General features: G+C 65.3%; 1 protein-coding gene. It reads right to left on the bottom strand.

Annotated elements, in window-relative coordinates:
* The coding region (locus U5A65_RS40675) for an ISNCY family transposase (RefSeq protein ID WP_321949715.1) at positions 1-699 on the bottom strand (699 nt) is incomplete at its 3' end.
* Positions 700-803 lie beyond the last annotated feature (104 nt).

Raw genomic sequence — 803 nt, 5'->3', positions numbered from 1 at the left:
CCGCCCGAAGTGCGTCACGCTGCGCCCGGTCTCGTGGGCCCTGACACTGCGGAACACGCTGGCCTTGTCGCTGTACAGCGCCACCGGCTTGCCGTAACGCTCCAGATACGCACGCGTGGCCTCGAAATAGCTGAAGGTCGATTCGGTCTGCGTGAAGTGCAGGTGCATCAGGCGACTCGTCGCGTCGTCCACGTACACCAGCAGCGTGCAGGCCGGTGCGCGCTCCTCGAACCAGCGGTGATCGCTGCCGTCGATCTGGACGAGTTCGCCCAGACACGCGCGTCGGGCTCGCGGCTGGTAGACCTTCGGCGGACGCTGCGCGCGCGGAATCCACAGACCCGCATCGCGCATCCATCGACGTACGGTCTCCTTTGCCAGCCAGATGCCATGGCATTCAGCGAGCTTCTCGCACGCCAGCGTGGGCCCGAAATCGGCATAACGTTCACGTACCAGCGCCATGGCGCGGGCCCGCAGATCGACGGACAGTTCCCGGTTACTCGGCCGCCCACGCCTGGCCGAGACCAGCCCGGCCGGGCCTGCGGCCTCGTAGCGCCGGCACAGCCGGGTGATCTGCCGCTCGCTGAGCTGCAGCCGCTCAGCCGCCTGAAAACACCGCAGGCGGCTTTCAACGACCGCCTCGATGACCTTGACCCGCTCGAGTTCGCGCATACTTGCCGTGATCAGCTCACGTCCGTTCATCGTTCACCCCTGGTCGACGCCTCACGCGAGCGTGCGCGTCAACCAGGGCAGGAATCGGACATTTCTAATGAGCCAGAACCGGACATTTCAAAAAAGCCATAACA

Origin of the sequence: Paraburkholderia sp. J10-1 (assembly GCF_905220165.1) — a bacterium.
GTDB lineage: Bacteria > Pseudomonadota > Gammaproteobacteria > Burkholderiales > Burkholderiaceae > Paraburkholderia.
Note: the sequence above shows the minus strand (reverse complement) of the source record. Positions and strands in the feature narration are given on the sequence as shown.